This is a genomic window from Roseibium marinum (genome assembly GCF_002906165.1).
Classification (GTDB): domain Bacteria; phylum Pseudomonadota; class Alphaproteobacteria; order Rhizobiales; family Stappiaceae; genus Roseibium; species Roseibium marinum.
Genome location: NZ_PPCN01000006.1, coordinates 23,606 through 47,319 on the forward strand (window position 1 = coordinate 23,606; position 23,714 = coordinate 47,319).

The 23,714-nt window shown below is 61.3% G+C and carries 22 protein-coding genes; 9 read left to right on the forward strand and 13 right to left on the reverse strand.

The window, feature by feature from the left end; genetic code table 11:
• Positions 1-70: 70 nt before the first annotated feature.
• The 5 genes from CLV41_RS14500 to CLV41_RS14520 all read right to left on the reverse strand — a co-directional run bounded on the left by CLV41_RS14500 (position 71) and on the right by CLV41_RS14520 (position 6,840).
• Entirely contained in the window at positions 71-811 is a 741-nt protein-coding gene (locus tag CLV41_RS14500; protein WP_103223142.1) for a DUF4167 domain-containing protein, read from the reverse strand.
• Between the two features lie 359 nt (positions 812-1,170).
• Complete coding sequence (prmC, locus tag CLV41_RS14505; RefSeq protein ID WP_103223143.1) at positions 1,171-2,013, reverse strand: peptide chain release factor N(5)-glutamine methyltransferase; 843 nt, start codon at positions 2,011-2,013, stop codon at positions 1,171-1,173.
• Positions 2,014-2,016: 3 nt separating this feature from the next.
• A complete protein-coding gene (gene prfA / locus CLV41_RS14510) occupies positions 2,017-3,090 on the reverse strand; it encodes a peptide chain release factor 1 (protein WP_103223144.1) in 1,074 nt (357 codons plus the stop codon).
• 55 nt (positions 3,091-3,145) lie between these two features.
• Positions 3,146-5,413 carry a phosphoenolpyruvate--protein phosphotransferase gene (gene ptsP / locus CLV41_RS14515; protein WP_103223145.1) on the reverse strand — a complete coding sequence of 756 codons (2,268 nt, stop codon included), beginning with the start codon at positions 5,411-5,413 and terminating at the stop codon, positions 3,146-3,148.
• A 176-nt stretch (positions 5,414-5,589) separates the two neighbouring features.
• On the reverse strand, positions 5,590-6,840 hold the full coding sequence (locus CLV41_RS14520) for an aspartate kinase (protein WP_103223146.1): 1,251 nt from the start codon (positions 6,838-6,840) through the stop codon (positions 5,590-5,592).
• A 229-nt stretch (positions 6,841-7,069) separates the two neighbouring features.
• On the opposite strand from CLV41_RS14520, the gene ubiG reads away from it, so the two are divergent.
• The 3 genes from ubiG to CLV41_RS14535 all read left to right on the forward strand — a co-directional run bounded on the left by ubiG (position 7,070) and on the right by CLV41_RS14535 (position 9,223).
• Positions 7,070-7,834 (forward strand): bifunctional 2-polyprenyl-6-hydroxyphenol methylase/3-demethylubiquinol 3-O-methyltransferase UbiG, encoded by a 765-nt coding sequence (gene ubiG / locus CLV41_RS14525; RefSeq protein WP_103223147.1) that lies wholly within the window; start codon positions 7,070-7,072, stop codon positions 7,832-7,834.
• Positions 7,831-8,526 carry an alpha/beta fold hydrolase gene (locus CLV41_RS14530; protein ID WP_103223148.1) on the forward strand — a complete coding sequence of 232 codons (696 nt, stop codon included), beginning with the start codon at positions 7,831-7,833 and terminating at the stop codon, positions 8,524-8,526. The genes ubiG and CLV41_RS14530 overlap by 4 nt, the downstream gene beginning before the upstream one ends.
• A gap of 205 nt (positions 8,527-8,731) precedes the next feature.
• Complete coding sequence (locus CLV41_RS14535) at positions 8,732-9,223, forward strand: hypothetical protein (RefSeq protein ID WP_103223149.1); 492 nt, start codon at positions 8,732-8,734, stop codon at positions 9,221-9,223.
• A gap of 156 nt (positions 9,224-9,379) precedes the next feature.
• Here CLV41_RS14535 and CLV41_RS14540 read toward each other — a convergent pair whose 3' ends face one another.
• The 4 genes from CLV41_RS14540 to CLV41_RS14555 form a co-directional block, all read right to left on the reverse strand.
• A complete protein-coding gene (locus tag CLV41_RS14540) occupies positions 9,380-9,889 on the reverse strand; it encodes a DUF1178 family protein (protein WP_103223150.1) in 510 nt (169 codons plus the stop codon).
• Positions 9,886-10,740: a carbon-nitrogen hydrolase family protein gene (locus tag CLV41_RS14545; protein ID WP_103223151.1), complete on the reverse strand. Its 855-nt coding sequence runs from the start codon at positions 10,738-10,740 to the stop codon at positions 9,886-9,888. The genes CLV41_RS14540 and CLV41_RS14545 overlap by 4 nt, the downstream gene beginning before the upstream one ends.
• Positions 10,741-10,886: 146 nt before the next feature.
• Complete coding sequence (gene grxC, locus CLV41_RS14550) at positions 10,887-11,144, reverse strand: glutaredoxin 3 (protein WP_103223152.1); 258 nt, start codon at positions 11,142-11,144, stop codon at positions 10,887-10,889.
• Positions 11,145-11,282: 138 nt separating this feature from the next.
• The gene (locus CLV41_RS14555) at positions 11,283-12,095 is read right to left on the reverse strand and encodes a ComF family protein (RefSeq protein WP_208987518.1); all 813 of its coding nucleotides are present in this window, start codon (positions 12,093-12,095) and stop codon (positions 11,283-11,285) included.
• A 91-nt stretch (positions 12,096-12,186) separates the two neighbouring features.
• Between CLV41_RS14555 and CLV41_RS14560 the strand changes: the two genes are divergently transcribed.
• Complete coding sequence (locus tag CLV41_RS14560; protein ID WP_103223153.1) at positions 12,187-13,080, forward strand: class I SAM-dependent methyltransferase; 894 nt, start codon at positions 12,187-12,189, stop codon at positions 13,078-13,080.
• A gap of 54 nt (positions 13,081-13,134) precedes the next feature.
• Here the strand turns inward: CLV41_RS14560 and CLV41_RS14565 are convergent, their stop codons facing one another.
• From CLV41_RS14565 to CLV41_RS14580, 4 genes are all read right to left on the reverse strand, one after another.
• Positions 13,135-13,326, reverse strand: coding sequence for a Flp family type IVb pilin (locus tag CLV41_RS14565; protein ID WP_328590041.1), 192 nt, complete (start codon positions 13,324-13,326; stop codon positions 13,135-13,137).
• Between the two features lie 145 nt (positions 13,327-13,471).
• On the reverse strand, positions 13,472-13,873 hold the full coding sequence (locus tag CLV41_RS14570) for a (deoxy)nucleoside triphosphate pyrophosphohydrolase (protein ID WP_103223155.1): 402 nt from the start codon (positions 13,871-13,873) through the stop codon (positions 13,472-13,474).
• A 127-nt stretch (positions 13,874-14,000) separates the two neighbouring features.
• Entirely contained in the window at positions 14,001-15,242 is a 1,242-nt protein-coding gene (gene argJ, locus CLV41_RS14575) for a bifunctional glutamate N-acetyltransferase/amino-acid acetyltransferase ArgJ (protein ID WP_103223156.1), read from the reverse strand.
• Between the two features lie 179 nt (positions 15,243-15,421).
• The gene (locus CLV41_RS14580; protein WP_208987519.1) at positions 15,422-16,285 is read right to left on the reverse strand and encodes a peptidylprolyl isomerase; all 864 of its coding nucleotides are present in this window, start codon (positions 16,283-16,285) and stop codon (positions 15,422-15,424) included.
• 266 nt (positions 16,286-16,551) lie between these two features.
• Between CLV41_RS14580 and secA the strand changes: the two genes are divergently transcribed.
• The 5 genes from secA to CLV41_RS14605 all read left to right on the forward strand — a co-directional run bounded on the left by secA (position 16,552) and on the right by CLV41_RS14605 (position 23,681).
• Positions 16,552-19,320: a preprotein translocase subunit SecA gene (gene secA, locus CLV41_RS14585; protein ID WP_103223157.1), complete on the forward strand. Its 2,769-nt coding sequence runs from the start codon at positions 16,552-16,554 to the stop codon at positions 19,318-19,320.
• 137 nt (positions 19,321-19,457) lie between these two features.
• Positions 19,458-20,483, forward strand: coding sequence for a glycosyltransferase family 2 protein (locus CLV41_RS14590; RefSeq protein WP_103223349.1), 1,026 nt, complete (start codon positions 19,458-19,460; stop codon positions 20,481-20,483).
• Positions 20,473-20,904 carry a GtrA family protein gene (locus CLV41_RS14595; RefSeq protein WP_103223158.1) on the forward strand — a complete coding sequence of 144 codons (432 nt, stop codon included), beginning with the start codon at positions 20,473-20,475 and terminating at the stop codon, positions 20,902-20,904. The genes CLV41_RS14590 and CLV41_RS14595 overlap by 11 nt, the downstream gene beginning before the upstream one ends.
• Positions 20,905-20,912: 8 nt before the next feature.
• Positions 20,913-22,481 (forward strand): glycosyltransferase family 39 protein, encoded by a 1,569-nt coding sequence (locus CLV41_RS14600; RefSeq protein WP_103223159.1) that lies wholly within the window; start codon positions 20,913-20,915, stop codon positions 22,479-22,481.
• Between the two features lie 9 nt (positions 22,482-22,490).
• A complete protein-coding gene (locus tag CLV41_RS14605) occupies positions 22,491-23,681 on the forward strand; it encodes an adenylate/guanylate cyclase domain-containing protein (protein ID WP_103223160.1) in 1,191 nt (396 codons plus the stop codon).
• Positions 23,682-23,714 lie beyond the last annotated feature (33 nt).

The following is a 23,714-nucleotide window of genomic DNA, read 5'->3' on the forward strand; positions in this document are numbered from 1 at the left end:
TTTCCCGACCCAAACGAAAACGGCGTCCTTTCGGACGCCGCTTTCATAAGTAGGACTATTGCCGGCCGGACTATTCGCCCGGGGTCAATTCGCCCGCAGTTGAAGCCTCGCCTGACGCCTCGTCCGGAGCCTTGGCCCGGCGGGCCCGAGCAGGACGGCGCTGCGGTTTTGCCTGTTCTTCCACAGCCGGCGCTTCCGCGGACTGGGAGGAAGAGGTAGCCGGTTCGGCGGCGCTTTCAGGGGACGACGCTGCCGGCCGGCGCGGCATGCGCGTGCGGGGCGTCCGTGCCCGGCGGCGCGGCTTTTCCTCGGCCCCGGCTTCATCCCCGTCGGCCATCTGCCCGGCGCCATTGACCTGGCCTTCCGGATTGATCAGCGGCATGTCTTCAATGAAGGGCTGCGGGCTGTCGGCATCGACGAGATCCTCGTCGGCGGCGGACGCGCGATCACGATCACGATCCGCCGTCGGGCGCTCCGTGCCGTTCGTTGTCCCCGAGCCGTGCACGGGCGTGTTGTCAAACCCTTCTTCGGACTCGCCGCGGTTAGCCGGGTGAGCCATTTGCGGCTGCGGCTGTGCTGCGGCCACGATGCGGAGATAGTGCTCTGCATGCTGGTTGTAATTCTCGGACATCACCCGGTCGCCGGATGCATGCGCATCGCGGGAAAGCTGTTGATACTTCTCCGCGATATGCATCGCTGTGCCACGGATTTTCACATCAGGACCGTTCGATTCGAATGTCCGGGTTAACGGATTAGGACCCTTGCGGCCCCTTCCGCGCATGCGCTTATTGCTTTGATTTCCTGGTCTCATCCTGCCGTTTTCTCTTGCGGAACGGCGGTCAGCATTCACTGACCCAACATCGGAATTGTGTAAAACCGATACGAAAAAATTACCGAAACCAACAGTGCTGGTTAGCGGCTGTCACTGAGAACTCACACAGGCGCTATAGGCCACCGGCCAACGCTTTGTCTTTTTCCTCGACAGTCCGAAACACCGGATAGTCCGATATGCAACGACTACCAAAACGCTGAAACTGCGTTTGGTCTCACGCTGCCGGATGCGTATGCCCCGCTGATCGCTGATCACATCTCCGGTCTCGGCGAGATGAACCTAACCGTTTCCGCCACGATTTCCAAGCGCTTTTTCACCTTGGATACAAAACGATGAAATCAAGGCTTCCGGGCAAGGGCAACACGGTCGTTTCCGGAAAGATCCCTAATGATTTCAATTGCTACAAAGCCATGATGCCGCAACTGTTTTTTCAGTTCGTCCGCCTGATCGTAGCCGATCTCCAGGGCGATACCGCCACCCGGCCTCAACAGAAGAGCCGCGTCCGCAACGATACGCAGATAGGCCTCAAGTCCGCTGTCTCCGCCGTCGAGCGCGAGGATCGGATCGTGCTGATTCACTTCCTTGTCCAGCCCGGCAAGGACGGAAGAACGGATATAGGGCGGATTGCTGACCACCCAGTCGAGCCCCGATCCCAGGCTCGACATGTAATCGGCGCACACGGGATGGAACCGGTCACCGACACCGTGCAGAACGGCATTGCGGAGCGCACATTGCAGCGCCTCTTCGGACAGGTCGACGGCGATTACCCGGTATCGGCGGCGTTCGGCGAGGAGAGACACGGCAATGGCGCCTGTGCCTGTGCCGATATCGCACATGACCCCCGTCTCCTCCGGGTCCGTGCGCGCCAATACGGCGTCGACCAGGGTCTCGGTATCCGGCCGGGGCTCCAGGGTCGCGGCATTCAGGAGAAATCTGCGGCCGTAGAAGTCCCGCTCACCGAGAATCCGACCGACGGGCATGCCTTCCAGGCGCAGGTTTTCGTAAATCCTTGCGCGGACGGCATTTTCCTCCGCGACATCCGCGTCCTCCCGCAGGACGAGATCGGCAACCGGAAGGCTCAGCGCTGCGCTCACGAGCAGCCTTGCATCCAGATCCGGCGTCGCCATCCCTGCCTGCCTGAACCGGTCCCGGACCTGCCGGTAAAGCTGGCCGATCCGCATCGCTCAGGCGTCTTCGGAGGCCAGCAGATTGGCCTGATGATCGACGATAAGAGCATCGATCACCTCGCCAAGCGCCTCGCCGGCAACGATCTGCTCAAGTTTGTAGAGCGTCAGGCCGATCCGGTGATCGGTCACCCGCCCTTGAGGGAAATTGTAGGTCCGTATCCGTTCCGACCGGTCGCCGGAACCGACCTGGAGCCGCCGGGCTTCGGTTCGCTCGCTCGCCGCGCGCGCGCGTTCCTCGTCATAGATGCGGGCCCGCAGAAGCTGCATGGCGCGCGCCTTGTTCTTGTGCTGGGAGCGCTCGTCCTGCACGGCGACCACGATGCCGGTGGGAATATGGGTGATACGGACGGCGGAGTCGGTCGTATTGACGTGCTGCCCGCCTGCGCCGGAGGCGCGGTACGTATCGATGCGAAGGTCGCTTTCCTGGACATCGATATCGACGTCCTCGGCTTGCGGCAGCACCGCGACGGTGGCCGCCGAAGTGTGAATGCGCCCGCCCGATTCGGTTGCCGGCACGCGCTGAACCCGGTGCACCCCGGATTCGAACTTCAGCCGGGCAAAGACATTCTCGCCGGAAACCGAGGCGATCACTTCCTTGTAGCCGCCGACCTCGCCTTCGCTGGCGGACAGGAGTTCCACCTTCCAGCCCTGAAGTTCGGCATAGCGCTGATACATGCGGAAGAGGTCGCCCGCGAAAAGGGCCGCTTCATCGCCCCCTGTTCCGGCGCGCACTTCCAGGATCGCATCGTTGGCATCCGCCTCGTCCTTCGGCAGCAGGCCTATGCTCACGTCCCGGTTGAGGTGTTCCACACGTTCGGCAAGCTCGTCGCGCTCCAGTTCCGCAAGTTCGCGCATCTCCGCGTCGGACTCCGGGTCCGACATCAGCGACTTCGCCCCGGCTAGATCCTTTTCAGCCTTGATGAGTTCGCGGATCTTGGCGATCAGCGGCTCCAGCCCGGCATATTCGCGGGAGAGTTTCACGTAAGCGGCAGGGTCCGGATTCGACGACATCATGTGTTCGATTTCGGCGAAGCGGTCCAGCAGATTATCAAGTCTATGACGCGCCAGCATACGCGCAAGGTCTCCCAGGGTTGACGTTAAGAAGGGGGCGTTACGCCCGTTTTGGCTAAAGAGCAACATCCATGTCTGTGGCGAACCGCTTCAGGACGTCCCGGATGTTGCTGTCCCCATGTCCGGGTTCCAGCCGTGGCAGGAGACGCGCGGACAACCGGCCGGCATCAAGTGTGCGAAGCATCGCCTTCACAGGCCCGAGGGACGCCGGCGACATCGACAGATCCCGGTATCCCAACCCGATCAGCGCCATCGCCTCCAGCGGCCGGCCGGCCAGTTCGCCACACAATGTTACCGGAACATGAGCCTTATTTGCGGCATCGGCGATGGATTTCAAGGCCCGCAGGAAACCGACGCTCAACGTATCGAACCGGTCGGCGACCCGCGTGTTGCCCCGATCGACCGCACAGAAGAACTGGAACAGATCGTTCGAGCCTACGGAAACGAAGTCGACATAGGACATCAGTTCCTCGAGCTGGAACAGGAGCGACGGCACCTCGATCATGACACCGAGCCGGATGGTGTCCGGGGTCCCGTGGCCATGGCGGCGCAGATGCTTGAGTTCCTTGTCCACCAGCTCCTTGGCCTGCAGGAATTCCCTGACCTCCGACACCATGGGGAACATCAGCTTCAGCTCCCGTCCTGCGGCCGCATGCAGCAATGCCCGGATCTGGGTACGCAGCAGTCCGGGCCGGTCAAGCCCGAGCCGCAGCGCGCGCCAGCCCATGGCAGGGTTTTCCTCCTGGATGGAGCGCAGATAGGGAAGAACCTTGTCGCCGCCGATATCGAGGGAGCGGAAGGTCACCGGCTTTCCGTCCGCCGCATCCAGAACCTGGGTGTATTGCGCCTGCTGCTCGCGCATGCGCGGAAAGGAAGACGCGACCATGAACTGCAGCTCGGTCCTGAACAGACCGACACCGGCGGCTCCCGATTCCGCCAGATGCGGCAGATCGACCAGCAGACCGGCGTTCATCTGCAGGGAAAACTCGACCCCGTCCCGCGTCACCGACGGCTTGTTGCGCAAGCGCCGGTATTGCGCCTGGCGCCGCGCCCGGAACCGGACCTTTTCGGCATAGGCGTTTTCCAGATCGGTCGCGGGGCGAAGATGAACCTCGCCCGTATCGCCATCCACGATGATCGCGTCGCCGCCATCTGCCAGGCCGACGATGTCATGCACCAGTCCGACCATGGGAATGCCCAGAGCCCGCGCGACGATTGTCACGTGACTGGTCGGCCCGCCTTCCTCCAGCACCAGCCCGCGGATCCGGTCGCGCCCGTAATCCAGCAGTTCCGCGGCGCCCATGTTGCGGCCCACGATAATGGCATCCTGGGGCAGTTCATCGTGGCTGGGCCCGTGTTCGCGGCCCATCAGCTCGCGGATGAGCCGGTGGGCAAGGTCGTCCAGGTCGTGCAGGCGTTCGCGCAGATAAGGATCGGTCTGACGCAGCATACGCGCACGCGTATCGCTTTGAACCTTCTCGACCGCGGCCTCCGCGGTCAGGCCGTTACGGATCGCTTCCTCGATCTTCCGGATCCAGCCCCGGTCGTAGGCGAACATGCGGTAGGCTTCGAGCACCTCGCGATGTTCACCGGTCGCCGCGATCTCGCCGCTGGCCAGAAGATCGTCTATGGACAGGCGGAGCCGGTTGATGGCCCCGTCGAGACGCAAGTTCTCGCGGTCCGTGTCCTCGGCGATCAGATTTGTGATGACGACGCGCGGCTCGTGAAGAACCACATGGCCGAGTCCCACGCCCTCGGAAAGTCCGGTGCCGGTGGAGGTGATCGGCCGGGAGAGATCCAGCCCGGTCGCCTTCTGGGAAATCGCCTCCAACTCACCCGCGGCCACCATTTCCGCGATCACCATCGCCGTCGTCTGCAGGGCTTCGACTTCGTCTTCCAGGTAGGTGCGGTGGGACTGATTCTGCACGACCAGAACGCCGAGCGTGCGGCCTGCCCGCAGAATCGGCACGCCCAGGAAGGAATTATAGGCTTCTTCACCCGTCTCCGGCAGATAGGTGAAGCCTGGATGGGCGCTGGCGTTCGGCAGGTTCAAGGGACGCGCCTCGGCGGCGATGAGACCGACAAGGCCCTGGCCGACGCGCAGGGACGCGTTGTGAACCGCCTCGCGATTCAGACCTTCCGTCGCATAGAGCTCCAGAACGCCGTCCGCCCGCAGAATATAGACCGAGCACACTTCGGCGACCACATTCGACGCAATGAGCACGACGATCTTGTCGAGTCGCTCCTGCGCCAAGATCGGCTCCGCCATGACTTCCCGAAGCCGTCGGAGCAGCAGGCGCGGTCCGGCTAGGTTGCTGCGCATGGCGCCCCCGTTTGATCCCGCTTCACACCAGAGCATCCTGCGTTCGTTCGAACGCGGACAGGTTGCTCCAACACTTTACAATAGATCGACTTATGAACATCCGGTCGTTTCCGATTGGATGCCCGTTGATCCGGCTCCCGGCCCCAATCCCTGCTGGCGCCAGCTTGCCGGATGAGTTATCCGTCCAACCCGTATAGCGAATGGAGAGTCCGCACTGCAAGTTCCGCGTATGCTGAATCAATGAGCACGGAGATTTTGATTTCCGATGTGGTGATGGCCCGGATGTTGATACCCTTGGAGGCCAGTCCCCTGAAGCACTGGGCCGCGATCCCCGCATGGGAGCGCATTCCGATGCCGATGACGGAGACCTTCACGACGTCGGTAGCCCCTTCCAGATTCTGGAATCCGATCTCCGCGCGGTTGTCCTCCAGAACCTTAATGGCCCGCTCGTAGTCGCCTTCGGGAACGGTGAAAGTGATATCCGTTGTCTTGCCGTCCGGTGAAATATTCTGGACGATCATGTCAACATTGATATGGCCATCGGCCAGCGGACCGAACACGGATTCGGCAACGCCTGGCTTGTCCGCCACGTCACGGAGTGAGATCTGGGCTTCGTCCTTGGCATAGGCGATGCCGGTGACAACCTGCTGTTCCACGAGTTCGTCCTCGTCGCAAATAAGAGTACCAATCGGAAGGCCGTCATTGCCGACCTGCGGTGCATTCGGATCATCGAAGCTGGAGCGTACGAAGGTCCTCACACCGTGAATCATCGCCATTTCGACAGAACGGACCTGAAGAACCTTCGCTCCGAGAGACGCCATTTCGAGCATTTCCTCGAAGGACACCCGTTTCAGTCGTTTCGCCTTGGGCACGATCCGGGGATCTGTCGTGTAAACACCGTCGACATCCGTATAGATATCACATCGGTCGGCCTTGATGGCAGCGGCGATGGCAACCGCGCTGGTGTCGGATCCGCCGCGGCCCAGCGTCGCGATCCGGTTGTCCGGCGACAGGCCCTGGAAACCGGCGAGCACCGCGACCTGCCCCTGTTCCAGCCGATCCGACAGCAAACTGCCGTCGATTTCGCGAATCCGCGCCGCGCCGTGATTCTCATCCGTCTTGATCGGCACCTGCCACCCCTGCCAGGAGCGCGCGTTGACACCCATGTCCTGCAGGACGATCGCCAGCAGGCCGGAGGTCACCTGCTCACCGGACGCAACCACGGCATCGTATTCCCGGGCGTCGTGAAGCGGCGACGCCTCGCGGCAATATTGCACCAGCTGGTTGGTCTGCCCGGCCATTGCCGAAACGACGACCGCGACCTGATGGCCGGCATCCACTTCCCGTTTGACATGGCGGGCGACATTGCGGATGCGATCGAGATCGGCAACCGAAGTCCCGCCAAATTTTAAAACCAGTCGGGCCATACCACTCGTATTCTTCTTGTCGGTTCATGAAGCGCCTCAAGCGCCGGATGGATCGGCGCACATGCATACAGGCTGCGTTGCTTTGCTGCAACCGGGCTCGCAAGCTATTACTGTGACCGCAATTGCTGCAGGTCCGGCTTGACAAACGGCCAGTGAGGCTGAAACGACAGCTGATGAAAGTCCAACCGGCCGCGCCCCCTTGCGGCTTGACGTCTGAAAGGATCGTCCGATGACAGACAAGGCACGAGAAAACTCCGGCACGATCGACACCGAAGAGGTCGCCCGCTTTTCCGCGATGGCCGAAGAATGGTGGGACCCGGCGGGCAAGTTCAAGCCGCTGCACAAGTTCAACCCGGTCCGCCTCGCCTATATCAAGCAGGAAGTCTGCCGCCGGTTCGACAGGGATCCGAAGGCATCCGACGCCTTCAAGGGACTGCGCTTTCTCGACATCGGCTGCGGCGGCGGGCTGCTGTGCGAACCGATGGCGCGCCTCGGCGCGGATGTCGTCGGCGCCGATCCTTCCGAAATCAATATCGAGATCGCGAAACTGCACATGCGCAGCTCCGGCCTTGCCATCGACTACAGAACCGAAACCGCTGAAGCGCTGGCGGCCGCCGGCGAAAGCTTCGACGTGGTGCTGAATATGGAGGTGGTCGAGCATGTTGCCGATGTGCCCCTGTTTCTCGAGGCGACCGGAAACATGGTCCGGCCCGGCGGGCTGATGTTTGTGGCGACCATCAACCGGACGCTCAAGGCCTATGCACTGGCCATCGTCGGCGCGGAAGTCGTGCTGCGCTGGCTGCCAAGGGGGACACATTCCTACGAGAAGCTGGTGAAGCCGGAAGAAATCGAAAACCCGCTTGGAAAGGCCGGTTTGAAGATTATCGACCGGTCCGGTGTGAGCTACAATCCGCTCACCGACAGCTGGGCCCGCTCGCGGGACATGGACGTGAACTACATGCTGCTGGCGGAAAAGACGGGTCCCTCCACATGAGCGACCCGATTGTCTTTGTTCCCGGCCTTCTGTGCACCGAAGCGCTTTTCGCCCCGCAGATCGTCGCCTTCGCGGACCGGCCGATCATGGTGGCCAACCACCGCGAACAGGACAGCATCGAGGCAATCGCCGCCAAAATACTGGAAAAGGCGCCGGAGCGGTTTTCCCTGATCGGCCTGTCCATGGGCGGCTACATCTGCATGGAAATCATGCGCGAGGCGCCGGAGCGGGTCGGAAAGCTGGCGCTTCTCGACACCAACGCCCGGCCGGATTCGCCCGACCAGTCTGAACGGCGGAAATTCCTGATCGACCTGACGCGCAAGAAGGGGTTTTCGAAGGTGCCCCACCTGCTCTACCCGGGCTTCGTCCATGAAAAGCGGGAAGAAGACGCAGCGCTCAAGCAGATCGTGGTCGATATGGCCATGGAAACCGGTCCGGAAGCCTTCATCCGCCAGCAGACCGCTTTGATCGACCGTATCGATGCCAGGCCCAGGCTTTCGGAAATTGACTGCCCGACCCTGGTTCTGGTCGGCGACGGAGACCGGCTGACGCCACCACCGGTCTCCCGGGAAATCCATGAGCGGATCTCCGGCAGTGACCTGGTGTTGATCGAAGGCAGCGGGCACCTGTCCACCCTCGAAGAGCCGGATAGAACGACAGCCACGCTCCGGGACTTTCTCAACCGGCCCTGAATACTGGGAGACACGGATAATTGCGTTTGCGTTGCGGTTTCTCCGTGTTTTGATCCCTGTCAATGATGTGCCGTAAAGACATCGTAGAGTGCAATTGAGGGGCAAGGATCAGCTGCATCAATCACGGCGGGTCGAATAACGGGCCGACTTCAACGGCTGGATATCCCGCCGTCCGGAGCTGACCGACAACAGCGGAGTATGTGACATGCCTGCCAAACGTAATACGGATGCCTTCGACTTCAGCTCGATGATGCCCAAATGGCCGATGCCGTCCTTTTCGAACTGGAACTTCGCGGAACGCGAAGACAGGATCGAGGCAAAGACCGTCGCCGGTGTCCAGAAGATGGGTCAGACGGTGTGGTCTCACACCGGAAAGGCCTTCGACGATCAGATGAATTTTGTCAGCCACCGTCTGCATGAAGACATCGAGTGCGCGAAAACTCTGAGCCAGTGCGCCGCACCGGAAGAAACGATGGCAATTCTGCAGGCCTTCTATTCGAAGATGGCGAACGAGTATCAGGAACACTTCGAAAAGCAGGCCGCACTGTTCCGCGACAGCTTCTCCGAAAATGCCGCCGCTGTTGAAGAACTCAACGAAACGGCGATCGAAAGTGTCAGCGAACTCGGCAAGGCCGCGGAGGAAAGCCTCAAGGAGGCACAGAGCAAATCCGCGACACGCCGGAAACCGGCCGCTTGACCAAACTCCTGACGGCTGAAGCACTCGGCCGCGGGATGTCCTGACAGACCGGAGCCACCCGTATTCGGATGAATGCGGGTGGCTCCGGCGTTTTGGATCTGGCGATAAACAGGGATCAGCAAACGCAAGCGGTCGGGTTCAGCCTGCCGGCACGTTTCAGTTCTTGTCTTCCGGCAGTTCGGGCAACGGCAGAACGGCAATGCCCTCGTCCAGCAGGGCTTCCGCGTCCTGCGATGTGGTTTCACCGTAAATGCTGCGCGCCTCCGCTTCGCCATAATGCATTTTTCGGGCTTCAGCAGCGAAATCCGCACCGACATTTTCCGAATTTTCGATAATACGGGCACGCACCTCGCGCAGCGCCTCGACGATTTCCTTCTGGCGGACATCCACCGGCAGAAGGGCCGAGGGCTGCATGGACGCGGCGGCGGGCGACACAAGCGCGCTCGCCGGCGCCGGCCGCTCGTCCGTATTGGCCGGTATGGACACAGTTTCCTTCGTCCTGGAAGTCGAAACGGCAGGTGCCATCAGCCCCTTTTTGATATCCACTGCCCCGCAGATCGGGCACACCACCAACTGACGGTCGCACTGCGATTCAAAATCGTCTGAATTCCGGAACCAGCCTTCGAAATTGTGGGCGCTGTCGCAAACGAGCGTGTATCTGATCACGCCGGTTCCCCCTTCAAGCCTTCGGCAACCCGGCACGTGAATTCCCGTTCATTGGCAATGGCGGGGATACGCCCACGCGCCTGAGCCACTTTATCCGTGTCGATCCTGGCCAGTACATGACCCGGCTCGTCATGGTTCAATTCCGCGATCACGCTCCCCCACGGGTCGACGATGAGGCTATGCCCGTAGGTCTCCCGCCCGTCCTCATGGGTTCCCCCCTGCGCCGCGGAGATGACGAAGGCGCCATTCTCGATGGCGCGGGCACGCTGCAGCACATGCCAGTGCGCTTCACCGGTTTGCCGCGTGAAGGCGGCCGGACCGGTGAGCACCTGCGCACCGGCGCGCGCCTGTGTCCGGAATATCGCCGGAAAGCGGATGTCGTAGCAGACCGCCATGCCGATCCGCGCGAAAGGGAGGTCCGCGATCACGGTTTGCGTGCCCGGTTCATAGGTAGCCGACTCGCGCCAGCTCTCGCCGTTGGGCAGATCCACATCGAACATGTGGATCTTGTCGTAGCTGGCAAGGATCCTCCCGTCCGGCGCGATCATGAAAGCCCGGTTGGCGACCTTGCCGTTGCCCGCCAGCACCGCCAGGGATCCGATATGAAGATAAACACCGAGCTCCCCCGCCAGCGACCGCGCCATTGTCAGGAAACAATCGTCTCCAGGGTCTGAAATGCGTTTCATCAGCTCTTCGCGGCTGCGCACCAGCACATTCGACATTTCCGGCGTCTGAATGTATTGCGCCCCGTCCTTTGCGGCCGCCCGGATCAGACTTTCGGCCGCATTGGCATTTTCAGACAGGGTCTTTCCGCTGCGAAGCTGGATACATGCTGCGATAAACGAGGGCATCGGGCGCCTTCCGTCCGGTAGATGCTAATCAATCAGGTTGCTGCCACATCAACCTGCATTCATACGAGATCATTTGAAAGCAGAAAAGTCGATCAATCTTAAAGTGTTAGATTGGTTTCCGCATTTTTCCGGACTCTTGTGCCCGGTCAGGACGCAAGCAGGGTGTCAAGTTTTCCGGCCCGTTCCAGGGCATGCAACTCGTCACAGCCGCCCACATGCGTGGAACCGACAAAGATTTGCGGAAACGTGGAACGGCCATTGGCCTTCTGCACCATTTCCTTGCGCAGACCCGGATCGAAGCTGGCGTCGAATTCCGTGTAGGTAGCGCCTTTCTGGTCCAGCAGCCGTTTGGCGGCCGTGCAAAACCCGCAAAGCTGGCGCGTGTATATGACCACTTCAGCCATTCATTTTCTTCCTTTTGCTTGCCGGAACGGCGCATTCGCGTTCCCGGACTCGGCGGGATCATCCGGCCAGGCCCGAACCGTTCGTTAAGAAATCCCGGCGTTATATGCGGTCGCCGCCTGGAAACTCAAGGGACAGCGTCAGACCGACAGGGATCCGTCTCCAGACCGGATCGAGGGATCGGCAAGCGCGAATGTGAGCACATTCACGGAAGCCGCCCCCGAGGCCAGAAGAACCTTGCTGCAGGCCGAGACCGTCGATCCGGTCGTCATGACATCGTCGATCAGGACAACGTGGCGGCCCTGCACCTCACCCATCCGCGCCGTGTCGATCGCGAAGGCGGAACGGACGTTTTTCAGCCGGTCCTTCGCCGACAGCCCAACCTGTTGGCGTGTCCGCTTCCTTCGTTTCAAGAGTTCCGGTTCGAACTGCCCGCCGCAATGCCCCGCAACCGCCTTTGCCAGATCCGCCGACTGGTTGAAACGGCGGGACAACAGGCGCAGCCAGTGCAGCGGAACCGGGATGACGAGGCTATCCCGGCTGAGAAACTCGCTCCCGCTCCGGCTCATCCAGCGTCCCATGGATCTGGCGAGCTCGCGGCGCCTTGAAAACTTGAGGGCCAGAACCAGCTCCCGGGCCGGGCCGTCGTAAAAGGCCACCGACCGCAACCGGTCGAAAACAGGCGGCGAGGCAATCGCCCTCGGGCTCCAGGCGCCCTCCCCCACATCGTAGGTGAAGGGTATTCCCAGCCGGTGGCACCACGGCTTTTCGATAAAATGCATGTTCTGCCAGCACCGCGGACACAGGCCGTCTTCCGATGCGACCTTCGTCTCGCAGCAAAGACACCGCAGCGGCAGCAGAAAATCCAGAACCAGCCCCTCTGCCGCTCCTGGCGCGGAAATCAGGTTTTTACCGATCATGGCGAGTGCCTCACCTGTGTGGACCTTTCCCATTGCGAACCCTGGCTCAACAGGGGCAAGTCTTTGACCTTCCGGTCCGGATACCATATGTGAGCGCCCATGCTCTGACAAAGGCCGAGTTCACGTGACCGCACAACCAGACCTGTTTGACCGCCCGCTTTTTCGAAGCCGGCGCGAGCGCGCCCTGAGGGCCGCGAAACCCGGGGCCGATTTTCTCCTGCGGGCCGTGGCGGAAGACCTGGAAGACCGCCTCCTGATGGTCAACCGGACCTTCCACACAGCGGTTGACCTCGGCGGGCACACCGGCCTGCTATCGCAGGCGGTTTCAAGGTCCGGCAAGGCGGAAAACCTCATCAGGGCGGATCTGTTCCGCGCCGACCCGAACCTGCCTGCCCCCGATCTCGTCTGCGACGATGCGATACTCCCTTTCCGGGACCAGTCGGTCGATCTGATCGTCTCAGCGCTGAACCTGCAATTCGTCAACGATCTGCCGGGAAGTCTTGTACAGATCCGCAGGGCGCTGATACCGGACGGACTGTTTCTTGGGACGTTGCCAGGCGCAGGCACGCTCACGGAATTGCGCGACAGCCTCACAAGGGCGGAACTGGAAATAAAGGGAGGGGCCGCGGCCCGTGTCCTGCCGTTCGCGGACACACGCGATCTCGGCGGCCTGCTGCAACGGGCGGGCTTTGCACTCCCGGTGACGGATCTGGACACGTTCACGGTCCGCTACGATACGATGTTCGCGCTGCTCGCCGACCTGCGCGCCATGGGTGCGACCTCGGTGCTGAAGGACCGCAGCCGCACGCCTCTTGCCGGAAAGATCCTGCTGCGTGCGGCGGAACTTTACGCTCAGAACCACAGCGATCCGGACGGGCGGATCAGGGCGACATTCGCCCTTGTGACGCTTTCGGGCTGGGCACCCCATGAAAGCCAGCAGAAACCGCTGTCTCCGGGTTCCGCCAAATCAAGGCTGGCCGATGCGCTTGGCGCTCAGGAACGCAAGATCGGCGAATAGCACCAGCGGCAGGTGACTGTCACCTGTCCGATGGGTCCGGCATACAGGCCGCGGTCAGGTGGCGTCCTCGCCACCGGCCTCTTCCCCGCCGCCGCCCAGAACCCCGTTCAGGGCTTCCACAACCGCGCCGAAGACATCGTCCCTCAAAGTTTCGCCAATCGCTCCGAAACTGACAATGATGACGGTTCCGATAATTGCGGCGATCAGGGTATATTCAATGGCGGTTGCCCCGGTTTCATCCCGCATAAAACGGTTCAGAAGGTGTCTTGCACCCCGGTAACAAGCTGACATCCTGAACACTGCGAACACTCCCCACTAGCAACGAGATAAACAAATGTGGCCTGCGTTCTGGCCGAAGCGTTCTGCGTCGGCCAGAACGCAGGCCACAATTCTAGACCGCCTCCAGCAGATGCGGAATGAGAGGTTCATCGGCAGCCGGCATCGGATAATCCCTCAACCGCGCCGCCCGCACCCATTTCAGCGCCTGGTTTTCCAGTCCCCGAGGCACACCGTCCCATCTGCGGCAGATAAAAAGTGGCATAAGTAGATGAAAATCTTCATAAGCGTGGCTGGCGAAGGTCAGCGGAGCGAGGCACGCTTCGTTAACCGTGATGCCGAGTTCCTCGGCAAGTTCCCGGATAAGGGTTTCCTCCGGCCGTTCGCCCTGCTCGACTTTTCCCCCTGGAAACTCCCACAATCCCGCCATGGATTTACCCTCCGGCCGCTGAGCCAGGAGAATCCGCCCGTCAACATCGACAAGGGCGCAGGCCGCGACAACTACGATCTTGGTCATGGTCGGTGTCCAATTCCGGGACGTTTGTTTAAACGCCCGCTAAGCATTTCTGATTGAAAGCCGTAAATTTACGAAAATTGTCCCGGAGCTCCCGAATCAAGGCGCTCCATGGCAATGCAACGTTGATCTAACTGCGGTAATCGCCATTGATCTCGACATATTCCTTGGTGAGGTCGCAAGTCCAGACGGTTGCCTGCCCGGCGCCAAGGCCCAGATCCACCTGGATGACGATATCTTCCTCTTTCATCACCGCCGAGGCCGCCTCTTCACTGTAATCGGGGTCGCGTTCGCCATCGACGGCCACCCGGATGTCACCGAACCAGATCGCCAGCCGGTCCCGGTCCGCCGGCTCTCCGGCCTTTCCGACGGCCATGACCACGCGGCCCCAATTCGCATCCTCGCCGGCGACGGCTGTTTTGACGAGCGGCGAATTGGCGATCGACAGCGCGATCTTCTTTGCCGAAGTGTCGCTCTCGGCGCCCTCGACACGGATTTCAACGAATTTCCGGGCCCCTTCACCATCGCGGACGATCTGGTGAGCCAGGTCGAGCATCACATCCCCGAGCGCCGCGCGCAGGGTGTCCACCCGCGGATCGTCAAGGGAGGCGACGGGCGCGATCCCTCTCGCCCCGGCGGTTCCCGTCGCGAACAACAGGACGGTGTCGGAGGTGGACGTGTCGCTGTCGACCGTCACGGCATTAAAGCTGCGGCCGGTTTCGGCGCTGAGCAATGCCTGCAGGACGTCCGGCGCAATGGCGGCATCGGTGAAGATAAAAGACAGCATGGTCGCCATATCCGGCGCGATCATGCCCGCGCCTTTGGCGATGCCGTTGATCGACACCGACTCGCCGTCCAGATCGACACTTGCGGTCGCCACTTTCGGGTAGGTGTCGGTCGTCATGATCGCCCGGGCCGCGTCCAGCCAGTCCGCGCTGCCCTGATCTTTTTTCAGATCCTCGACGACATCCGCGAATTTTTCGGCGCGAAGCGGTTCGCCGATCACACCGGTCGAGGCAAGGAAGATTTCCGCATCGCCGCAACCGAGCGCGCCGGAGACGATCTGCGCCGAAAGCTCAACGGCGGCCTTGCCTTTTTTACCGGTAAAGGCATTGGCATTGCCCGAATTCACCAGAAGCGCACGCGCCCGCCCGTCTCCGACCCGGGCCTTGCACCAGTCTACCGGCGCGGAGGAACATTTTGAGCGGGTGAACACGCCGGCGACGGACGTGCCTTCGCATACGGTGGCCAGCAGCACATCGGTACGGCCTTTGTATTTGATACCTGCCGAAGCGGTCGCGAATTGAACGCCCTCGATCTCCGGCATGTCCGGGTAGGATTTCGGGGCGAGTGGGGAAACGGTCGTCGGCATGGAAGCTTTTCCGGCGCTCTTGGTCAACTTTTGGGCTTTTCACCCGTTTCCGGAAGAAAAGCCGCTTGATCTACCCAAAAGCGCTGGAGCGGCGCAAGCCTTTTCGCCCTGCGGCCGGCCAGACGAAAAACCCGGCGGCAGGAGGCCGCCGGGTCGAATTGCCCCCGGGAAATGAGCGATCACTCGGTCTTTTGGTCGTCTTCAGCCGGCTGAGCGAGTTTTTCGTCAAGAATTTCAACTTTCGTCGCGTCCTTGAGCTCCGCCATCCGGGCCTGGTACCGCTCGCGGAAAATCTGCTGACGCAGGGAATCTCCAACTTGTTCAAGACCCGGTTTTTCCTCGCGGCGCGTCTCTTCAAGCTTGATGACATGCCAGCCGAACTGGGTTTCCACCGGTTCTTTCGTGTAGCTGCCCGGCTCAAGCGCGAGGGCGGCCTCTTCAAACGGCTTCACCATCTGGCCTTTTTTGAAGAACCCGAGATCACCGCCATTGGGACCGGAAGGGCCGGTGGATTTTTCCCGTGCCAGTTCCGCGAAATCGGCGCCGCCGTCCAGTTCCGCGACCAGCGCCTCGGCTTCCGCCTTTTCCTTCACCAGAATGTGACGGGCATGCAGCTCTTCCGCGCCTTCGAAATCGGCGAATTGCGCGTCGTAGGCCGCCTTGACGTCCTCCTCGGAAATCGTTCCACCGATTTTCTGCGCAAGATAGGCATTACGCAGTGCCTGCAGTTCGAGGAATTTCAGCTGCCTCTTGAAATCCGGATCCTGGTCCAGACCATTCTTGCGTGCGGCCTGCGCCATCAATTCCATGTCGACCATGGCGTCGAGCAGGAGCTGGCGCCATTGAGCGGGCGGAAAGCGCTGCAATTCCTGGCCGGCGTCCTGGGCAGCGAATGCCAGTTCGGCTTCGGTGATTTCGCCATCACCGACCTTGGCGACCACGTCGTCCGGCTCGGCGGCATGAAGGGTCGCGGATCCGAGCGACATGACCAGGAGTGAAACGGCAAGTGCCTGAACCGGCCTGCGCATCGAAATTCGGAGCATGAGGTGTCCTTTACCTATAGGAACAGTAATCTTTCTTGCCTCCCTTGATGAGGGCTGGGCTACATTGCGCATTCCAGCGGCGTTGACAAGCATTGAACCCCCTCTTATCTGTCGGGCGTCCGGCTTGTGGGCCGGGAAGGCATCTTTTCGGCCGCGGTCACCGGCCAGCGCGTTGCGCTTGTCGGCAACGTGGACAGCAATTGAGACGATTTCATGGGCAGGCGCCGGATTGCCATTGGCGCCGCCTTTCAGGGAAGGACCGCCACATGGCTGGCCTTGGCGCTTTAGCACGTAAGATTTTCGGTTCGGCGAACGACCGGAAGATTAAGACGTTTCAGACGAAAGTCGAGCAGATCAATGCGCTCGAGCCGGAACTTCAGGGCCTGTCGGACGACGCGCTGAAGGCCCGGACGGCCGAATTCCGGACCCAGATCCAAAACGGCGCGGATATCGAGGACCTTCTCGTTCCCGCCTTTGCGACCGTCCGCGAGGCCGCGCACCGCGCGCTCGGCCAGCGGCACTATGACGTGCAGCTCATCGGCGGCATGGTCCTGAACTCCGGTCAGATTTCGGAAATGCGGACAGGCGAGGGCAAGACCCTTGTCGCAACCGCGCCGGTCTATCTGAACGCCCTTGCGGGCAAGGGCGTTCATGTGGTCACGGTGAACGATTATCTGGCCCAGCGCGACAGCGAGTGGATGGGTCAGGTCTACACCTTCCTCGGCCTCACGGTCGGCTGCATCACCCACGGCCTGTCGGACGAGGAGCGCCGCGCGGCCTACGCCGCCGACGTCACCTACGGCACCAACAACGAGTTCGGTTTCGACTATCTTCGCGACAACATGAAGCACGACCGCAGGTCGATGGTTCAGCGCGGACATCACTATGCGATCGTTGACGAAGTCGATTCGATCCTGGTCGACGAGGCACGCACGCCGCTGATCATTTCCGGTCCGCTTGAGGACCGCTCGGAATTCTACAACTCGGTCGATACGCTGATCCCGCAACTGACCGCCGAAGACTATGAGCTGGACGAAAAACAACGCTCGGCCAGCTTCACGGAAGCCGGCAACGAGAAACTGGAAACCCTGCTGCGGGAAGCCGATCTTCTGAAGGGCAACTCCCTGTACGACGTGGAGAACGTCGCCATCGTCCACCATCTGCAGCAGGCGCTGAAGGCCCACAAGCTGTTCCAGAGGGACAAGGACTATATCGTCCGCAACAACGAAGTCGTCATCATCGACGAGTTCACCGGCCGCATGATGCCGGGACGCCGTTTTTCCGAGGGCCTGCACCAGGCGCTGGAAGCCCGGGAGAAAGTCCAGATCCAGCCGGAAAACCAGACTCTGGCCTCCATCACTTTCCAGAATTATTTCCGCATGTATGGCAAGCTTGCCGGCATGACCGGCACGGCCTCGACCGAAGCCGATGAATTCGCGGATATCTACAAACTCGAAGTCGTCGAAATCCCGACCAACATGCCGGTCAGCCGGGTGGACGACGACGACGAGGTCTACCGCACGGTAGAGGAAAAATTCCACGCCATCGCCAAGCTGATCGATGAATGCAAGGAACGCGGCCAGCCTGTCCTGGTGGGCACGACGTCGATTGAAAAGTCGGAACGCCTCGCCGAACTTCTGAAACAGCACGGCTACAAGCAGATCGACCTGAGCGATCCCGTCGCCTTTGCCGCGGCACAGAAAACCGACGACGGCAAGTCCAAGGTGTTTGCGGTCCTCAACGCGCGCTATCACGAACAGGAAGCCTTCATCGTGGCCCAGGCCGGACTGCCGGGCGCCGTGACCATCGCGACCAACATGGCCGGCCGCGGCACCGACATTCAGCTCGGCGGCAATGCCGACATGCAGATTGCCATGGAACTCGCCGACATGCCCGAGGGCACGGAGCGAACCGCCGCCGAAGCAAAGATCCGCGCCGATGTGGAAGAGCTGAAACAGAAGGCTCTGCGGGCCGGCGGTCTTTACGTGATCGGTACGGAGCGCCACGAAAGCCGGCGCATCGACAACCAGCTCCGCGGCCGTTCCGGCCGTCAGGGCGATCCCGGCCATTCGAAGTTCTTCCTGTCCCTGCAGGACGACCTGATGCGCATCTTCGGTTCCGAGCGCATGGACTCCATGCTGCAGAAGCTCGGCCTTGAGGAAGGCGAGGCGATCATCCATCCGTGGATCAACAAGGCCCTGGAAAAAGCCCAGCAGAAGGTCGAGGCGCGCAACTTCGACATCCGCAAGAACCTCCTGAAATTCGATGACGTAATGAACGACCAGCGCAAGGTGGTGTTCGATCAGCGCATCGAACTGATGGACAGCGAGGCAATTCAGGACGCGGTGGCGGAAATGCGCCGCGACGTGGTCGACGATCTGGTGGCGAACCACATTCCCGAACGCGCCTATCCCGAGCAGTGGGACACGGAAGGCCTTCAGGAGGAAGTCCGCAAGCAGCTGAACCTCGATCTGCCGGTCAAGGACTGGGCGTCCGAGGAAGGCATTGCCGAGGAAGAGGTCAGGAACCGGCTCCGCAAGGCCGCCGACGGCGCCATGGCGCAAAAGGTCGCCAAATACACCCCGGACATCATGCGCCAGGTGGAAAAGGCGATCCTGCTGCAGACCCTTGACAATCTGTGGCGCGAACATCTTGCCAATCTGGATCACCTGCGGTCCGTCGTCGGCTTCCGCGGCTATGCCCAGCGCGACCCGCTGCAGGAATACAAGACAGAAGCCTTCACCCTGTTTGAATCCATGCTGACGCAGCTCCGCCAGATAACGACGGCGCAATTGCTGCGCGTGGAACTGGTCACCGAACAGGCCCCGCAGATGCCGGCCGAACCGGAAATGCATGCTCATCACATCGACCCCCTGACCGGGGAAGATGAGATGGCGGCGGCCGATGCACGCCTGACAGCTTCACCTCAGCGTGATCCGGACGACCCCGCCTCCTGGGGCAAGGTCGGCCGCAACGAGGTCTGCCCGTGCGGATCGGGCAAAAAATTCAAGCATTGCCACGGCGCGCTTGTGTAGACCACAACCCCATCCGAAAAGAAAACAGGCCGGCCCGAATGTTCGAGGCTGGCCTTTTTCTTGATTTTCCGTCAGGTTGCGCCGACTTCCATCTCCTGAAGGTAAGGCGATCAACGGTCAGGATCCAAGAGCCTTTCATGCAAGCAGCAGAAGCTTCGAAAATCTACGTCTCAAGAAGGCAAGGTTCGCGCCCCGCCACGCCACTGCTCAGCGTCATCGTTCCGGTCTTCAACGAAGAAGACGTCATCCTTCATTTTCTTGACGCGACCCGGCCGGTGCTGGAGCGGAGCGGCCTGAAATACGAATATGTCTTCATCGACGACGGCAGCCGCGATGCGACGGCTGATATTCTCGCGGCGAGGCTGAAAGACGGCCTGCCGGGCCGCCTTCTTGGTCTGTCGCGCAATTTCGGCAAGGAAGCCGCTCTGTCCGCGGGCCTGGAAGCCGCGAAAGGGAACATCGCCGTCATCATCGATGCCGACCTTCAGGACCCCCCGGAGCTGATTCTTCAAATGCTGGAGGGTTGGCGCGCCGGCTATGATGTTGTCTACGGCCTTAGGGTCGACCGGTCTTCCGACACGCTCATGAAGCGCTCCACGGCCGGCATGTTCTACCGGCTGTTCGACCGGCTGGCCAATATCGACATGCCCGCAAATGCCGGTGATTTCCGCCTCATCGACCGCGCCGTCATCGATGCGCTCCTGAGGTTGCCCGAACGCAACCGCTTCATGAAGGGACTGTTCGCCTGGGTCGGGTTTCCGGCGATGGCACTGCCTTACGAGCGGCCACCGCGCAAGGCGGGCACCGGCAAGTTCAATTATTGGAAATTGTGGAACTTCGCCCTCGACGGCCTGACCGGATTTACCACCCTGCCGCTGCGGGTCTGGTTTTACGGCGGCGCGCTCGTTTCGCTCGCCGCCTTTGCCTATGCGCTCTATTTGACTCTGCGCGCCTTCATCTCCGGCATCGACGTACCCGGCTATACCTCGCTGATGGTCGCGCTGCTGTTTTTCTCCGGCGTGCAGCTTTTGTCCATCGGCATGATCGGCGAATATATCGCCCGCCTCTTCAACGAGGCAAAACAGCGGCCTGTCTATATCCTTCAGGATGTCATAGAGGGAGGCACGACCGATCAGGCGGAACAGGATGCGGATGAAAACTGACGCAAGGCGGATGAAGATCAGGACCGAGACGGCGGCCGTTGGAAAATTTGCCGTTGTCGGCATTCTGGCCACCCTTACCCACGCCGGTGTTGCAGCCGGCCTTCTGGAATCGGGTACACTGCCGGTCTTTCCGGCCAATATCTGCGGTTTCCTCGTCGCTTTCGGCGTATCCTTCAGCGGTCACTATTTCTGGAGCTTTTCGCATCTGCGCCGCAAGGGCGCCGCGTTTGCAAGCATGACCCGGTTCCTGGTGATCGCCTTGTCGGGATTTCTGCTCAATTCGGTTGTCCTGGCGCTCTGGCTCGAACTCACGCCCTGGCCGGATCTCATCGGCTTGCTGTTTTCCATCGCGATCGTGCCGGCGCTTTCCTTTCTGGGCGCCCGTCTTTGGGCGTTCTCCCATCGACCGGCCGAAACCTGAGCACCGCGATGGCCTTTCGTACCCCCTCCGCGATCCGCGCCGCGTTACTGTATGGCGGCCTTGTCTGCCTGCTCTACGCACTGATCCCGTCACTGACCTTCCCGGGCCCTCCGTTGGATGTGGTTGAAGGCTTCGCCTGGGGCCGGGAGCTCGCACTCGGCTACACCAAACACCCGCCCATGCAGGCCTGGCTGCTGGAATTGACCTACCGCCTCACCGGCGGCCATCATGCCGGCGGCTACTGGCTGAGCGCGCTCAGTGCCGCGCTCGCCTATCTGTTCATCTGGCAGCTCGCCCTCCGCCTCGGCCTATCTCCCTGGCAGGCGTTCTGGGCCATGGTCCTGACCAGCGTGACATTCTACTTCACCCTGCCCTTGCCGGAATTCAATCCGAATGTCCTTCAGATCCCGGTCTGGGCGGGCATGATGCTCTTCTTTCACAGGGCACTGGAAAAAGGCCGCCTGCTGGACTGGATCGTCCTCGGGGCATTCGCCGCATTCGGCCTTTACACCAAATATTTCGTGCTGCTCCTGATCGGAACGATCGGTCTTTACACACTGGTCTTTGCGGACGCGCGCCGGCACCTTCTGTCGGCCGGTCCCTGGCTCTGTGCCCTTGTCTGCGCGGCATTGCTCCTACCGCACATCAACTGGCTCCTGGAGACGGATTTTCTCACCTTTCAATACGCCGCCGACCGCAGCAAACCGGCCACCTCGTTCCTCGGCAACGTGTTCAATCCTCTGAACTTCCTTGCCGCGCAGATAGGCAATCACGCTGGACTGTTTTTGGTCGTACTGGCCGGCCTCGGCTGGAGGGGCCTCAGATCGGTCAGACCCGGCCTGAGGAGCTTTTCCCGCACCCTGCCACCTCCCGGGGACCGATTCATCATCTGGTTCGCCTTCGTGCCCCTTGCCGTCGTGCTGGCTGCCTCCGCTGTGACGGGAAACGAATTCGAACATATGTGGGGCATGCCGATGTTCCTGCTCTCCGGCATGCTCGCCGTCAGGTTTGTCGCGCTGCCGGAGCTCTGGCCCTTTCCCCGCCGCGCCTTCGCCGCCGCTGTTGCGATCCAGGCGATTTTCCTTGGTGTCCTGGTCGGACAGGCTGTCCTGGAACCGCACTGGAAACACAGGCAGACGCGCATCCATTACCCCGGGCGGGACATTGCCGGTCATCTTGCCTCGATCTGGAAGTCGCAAACGGGCACGGATCTGGCGTATGTCGCCGGCGACATGTGGTCGGCGGCGAATGTCACGATTTACGTGCCCGGCCGGCCCTCGATGTTCTACCTGCATGATGCACGCCTCAGCCCCTGGATCGACATGGAAGACGTTCAGGCCCGGGGAGTGATGATTGTCTGGCGCGGCGACAGCGAGCAGCCCGTCAGCGAGATACTGCGCTATTATCCAGACGCCGTGCGTGGTGGACGGCAATCCTTCCCCTACAGGTCCTCCGCCGGCATTCCGGAGGAAATCATCAACTGGCTGATCATCCCGCCCGGCGAAGTCGCGCTGCGGCCGGCTTCCTGTATATCTGCTGATTCAGACTGTCTGGAAACAGACGCGAAGGATAACTAACTTCACACCATGATCAGTATGACGGAAATCGACGGGATCGAGGAATGGCTGATCGGCCAGGCCCTCGGATCGCCGGACATGGCGACTATGTTCGCCGAAATGTGCGAGAGGCTCCGCCAATGCGATGTGCCGATCGACCGGGCCATGCTGGGCTGGTCGACACTCCATCCCCTGATCGAGGCGGAGACCGTCTGCTGGGAAAACGGCACCGCGGTCCAGCATGAGCAGATCGTTCATTCGCAGGAGGAAAACGAGGACTGGCTCACAAGCCCGTTCCGCTCGATCCTCATGAGCGGCGAACAGGTGATGCGGCGGCGTCTGGCAAACACCAACGCACCGGCCGAATTCCCCTTGCTTTCCAGCCTCAGCGACCGCGGTTACAGCGACTACCTGATCATGGTCACGGCTTTCGAGTTGCCGACGATTCGCGACGAAGTCTCCACCTCCGGCATCGTGGTGAGCTGGGCGACCCGGGAGGAGAACGGTTTCACCGACGAAGCCCTGGCCGCGATCACCTATATTCAAAAACGTCTTGCCCTTGCCGCCCGCGCCACCCTTCAGAGCCAGATCAGCCGCACGATTGCCGAAACCTATCTGGGTAAAATCGCGGGCGGCAAGGTTCTGGCGGGCCAGATCCGTCACGGCGACGGAGAAACCATCGACGCCGTGATTTTTTACAGCGACATGCGCAATTCGACAGCCATCGCCGAACGGCTCGGTCCCGATGCCTATCTGTCCTGGCTCAACACCTATTTCCAGGCCACCGCCGGCGCGATACTGGACAATGGCGGCGAAGTGCTCGACTTCATCGGCGACGCTGTTCTCGGGGTCTTCCCGATCGGTGAGCAGAGCCTTGAAACCGCCGTGGGCCAGGCAATTGCCGCCGTGGACGCAACCCGCGCACGGCTGAAATCCGTCAATGCGGTACCGCCATCCACCCAGCCGTTGAGAGCGGGTATCGCTCTTTCCGTCGGCACCGTCATGTTCGGCAATATCGGCGTTCCGCACAGAATGACCTTTTCCGTCATCGGCCAGACCGTACACGCCGCGGCACGGATAGAAAGCCTGACGAAAACCGTCGGTGTCGATGTGCTGATGACGGCGGATGTCGCCAGGCGCACCGGTGCAAGAGCGCGTCCCGTTGGCGATTTCGCGCTGAGCGGCTTCGCCGCCCCGCAGCCTCTTTTTGCCTTGGCATAAACCGTCCGCCTCCCTAAAAAGCAATTCTCATCC